Source organism: Bartonella sp. AP280QHHD (assembly GCF_042196125.1).
In the GTDB taxonomy this organism is placed as follows: domain Bacteria; phylum Pseudomonadota; class Alphaproteobacteria; order Rhizobiales; family Rhizobiaceae; genus Bartonella.
Genome location: NZ_JBHIPQ010000054.1, coordinates 1 through 2,892, shown reverse-complemented (window position 1 = coordinate 2,892; position 2,892 = coordinate 1). Strand labels below are relative to the sequence as shown.

At 42.0% G+C, this 2,892-nt stretch carries 2 protein-coding genes; both read left to right on the top strand.

What is annotated here, in order from left to right; translation table 11 throughout:
• The first annotated feature begins 80 nt into the window (after nucleotides 1–80).
• On the top strand, nucleotides 81–1,169 hold the full coding sequence (locus ACFIMK_RS08735) for a DUF3792 domain-containing protein (protein WP_375683049.1): 1,089 nt from the start codon (nucleotides 81–83) through the stop codon (nucleotides 1,167–1,169).
• A 314-nt stretch (nucleotides 1,170–1,483) separates the two neighbouring features.
• Nucleotides 1,484–2,683, top strand: coding sequence for an MFS transporter (locus ACFIMK_RS08730; RefSeq protein WP_375638863.1), 1,200 nt, complete (start codon nucleotides 1,484–1,486; stop codon nucleotides 2,681–2,683).
• The last annotated feature ends 209 nt before the right edge of the window (nucleotides 2,684–2,892 follow it).

The window sequence follows — 2,892 nt, the reverse complement described above, 5'->3', positions numbered from 1 at the left end:
TTTTGGCGCATATCTATTCACTTTTGGAACATAATTAGCAAAAAGGCATTGTATCTCCAGCATATTCAAGGAGATAAAACATGGAAACTCGCATTCCTGAAAACACACCATTTGAGACGAATTTTCTAGGAGAAACGTCTCTAGAAGAAAAGTATTCACTCTTTCACACACCCATTTCATGGTCCGCAATCTTTGCGGGACTGGTGACGGCTCTTGCCACCTCAATCTGCCTCTCTTTTCTGGTCGCCGCTTTAGGCTTAAGCCAAATGGATTTCACTTCTTCAACCCCATTTGAAGGCTCTTTCCTCTCCTTTGGCGTGGGTTCTGTTATCGTTACACTGATTAGCCTAGCCTTGGGAGGCTTTGTAGCTGGACGTTTTGCTGAAACCTCAGGGATTCTTCATGGCTTTCTCACTTGGGCTCTCATAACATTGCTGATGACCCTCCAAGCCATCCACGTGGTTTCTAGTACAGCAAAGATAGGAGCTAAAACGGCTCTAGAAAACAGCTCCATGGTCCAACAAACCGTAGACAGCCTAAAAAACAATATTTCCCCTATACTTGCAAACTTAAACAGCGAAAGTCTTGAACAGTTTTTTGCAAAAAATAGTGACAATGATATCAATTTTGACCAACTTTCGAGTGAATTGCGCACCCTTCTCAATAAAAGCGACATTCCTGCTCTCAACCCTGATCGCTTGAAACAAACCTATCAAGCTGCACTCAATGATATTGGTTCTGCGATAACAGCTTTCAAAAATGATCCTTCTTACTATCGCACCACTTTAAAAAATCTTGGTGAGCGCCTGTCCGATCGTGTAGAAGATCTCACGACAAAATTTAATCGAAGTGATATCATCAATGCCCTCATAAAAGATGGCATGTCCCGTTCGGATGCACAAACAGCAGCCAACCATGCTGTTCAACTCTATCAAAGCGCAGAAGAAAAAACCGAAAAAGCCATCAAAGTCCTTGAAGAACGGGCAGAAACACTCTCAGACAATCTTGAGGATACGATCAAGGGAGCAAAAAACACTGCAACTAAAGCCACAAAAACAGCCTCCAATATGGGGTGGTGGGGCTTTTTAGGAAGTCTGGTAGGCGCCATTATTTCCAGTGTTTTTGGCTATTATGGTTATAGAAGCCGTAAGGACACTTTCATGCTTTAAAACGTCTACCTTTAAAGCAAATACATAAAAAGCTGCACGCATAGTGCAGCTTTTTTGCAAAATTTTCTGATTGTCTTTTTGTATCATTGTCTCTCATATCAGACAACTTCACCAGCCCATCATCCTTAATACTCCCCTTAAAAAAAACATAAGGAGTTGCTCATCGCTGCCAATAGGCATTGTGCTTGTTTTGGAAAAGAGCTCTGAAAACTTCCTTTCTCAACTGATCATCAAGAAAAACTATACAAAGCATGGGATATACCATAAACACGTAGAAGAAAATTGTACCTTATAACCTCTTGGGGAGGAGCATTGTGACAAAGAAAAAATCCATGATTGTCACCCAAATGGGGCTTTTCCTTGTTTTGGGCTTTAGCAGCTTTGCCGATGAAACAGCACAAGTTACATTTGCTCTCCACTTAGCAGAAAGCACAGCATCTATTTCAATGCTGCTGTTTGCAGGGCTTGTCGGGGCAATTTGTGCAGGCCCCATTGCACCACGTCTCTTACATCGCTTCCAACCAGCGCGAACAGTACCCATTGTTTTATTGTTTGAAGCACTCTTCATAGCTGTTGCCGCAATCGCCAACCAATTTTGGGTTTATATTGCACTTTCTTTCGCACTAGGTTGTGCTGGTTCACTCTTTTGGTCCGCTATCCTCGTTTCCGTCCCAGAATTTGCAACCAATGATCATCAATTAGACCGTAACAACCGCATTATCCAAACAGTCCGTAATCTCGGCTACATTGCAGGACCACTGTTAGGAGGTGTACTATATGGTCTTTCAAACGGGCAAAAAGGGCTCTTTGCACTATCCATCATGGTTCTTTTTGCTACCTTTATCACTCTCTTCTGTTTTAAAAGTTTAAAAATTCATACACAAACGACAAACACAACGCAAAAAAGCAAAAAAGGGCTAGATTTAACGGGTCTCTTGCGTAAAAAAAATGTTGTCTATGCTCTTTCTCCCCTCATCATTACCATCATCCTCACCTCTGCTCTCAACGTCTTATCGATTGTCCGCATCCGCACTGAGCTGTACTTCAGTGCAGAAACCTATGGGGTAATCACAAGCATGTTAAGTCTTGGCCTCGTGGTTGGTCCACTCTGTTTCTCCAGCCTTTTTCATCGCTTTGGTAATGCCGCTGGAGCATCACTTGCCGCTGCAATCATCGGCTTTGCAATTTTCTGCTTTTCCTTAACACATATTGTATGGTTAATGATGCTGTCATTTTTCATCCTTGGGGGTGCTAACGGCGTGCAAAATGCTCTGATGGCAAGTTTTATGATGAAAGCCATTCAGAAAGAACACCGAAACAACCAAATGCCTGCCTATATCTTTATCATACAAACAGCGGTGTGCCTTGGCTTTCTAGGAGCCGGTTTTGTAAAAGTGCATCACACCCAAAGCACACTGTTTATCATTGGCATCGCCACCATGATCACAGGCATCTTAGGTTTTATTGTGAACAGTGCCGTACAAAAAAAACAGAGAGAATTTGATAATGGTTAACGAACTTTGCTATCTTTGCTCTCAAGCAAACCATACACCCCAAAAGGACATGACAATCACCACCCAATCAAATTTCAATAAAATCCCTATCAAATCGTTGTATCCCATGCAACCCCATACCAACCCAATAGGACTTTGATAAACCACTCTTTAATGTAGAGCAACTAACAACCCTCCCCAAAGCTTGATATTTTAAAGTAAAAAAAAAA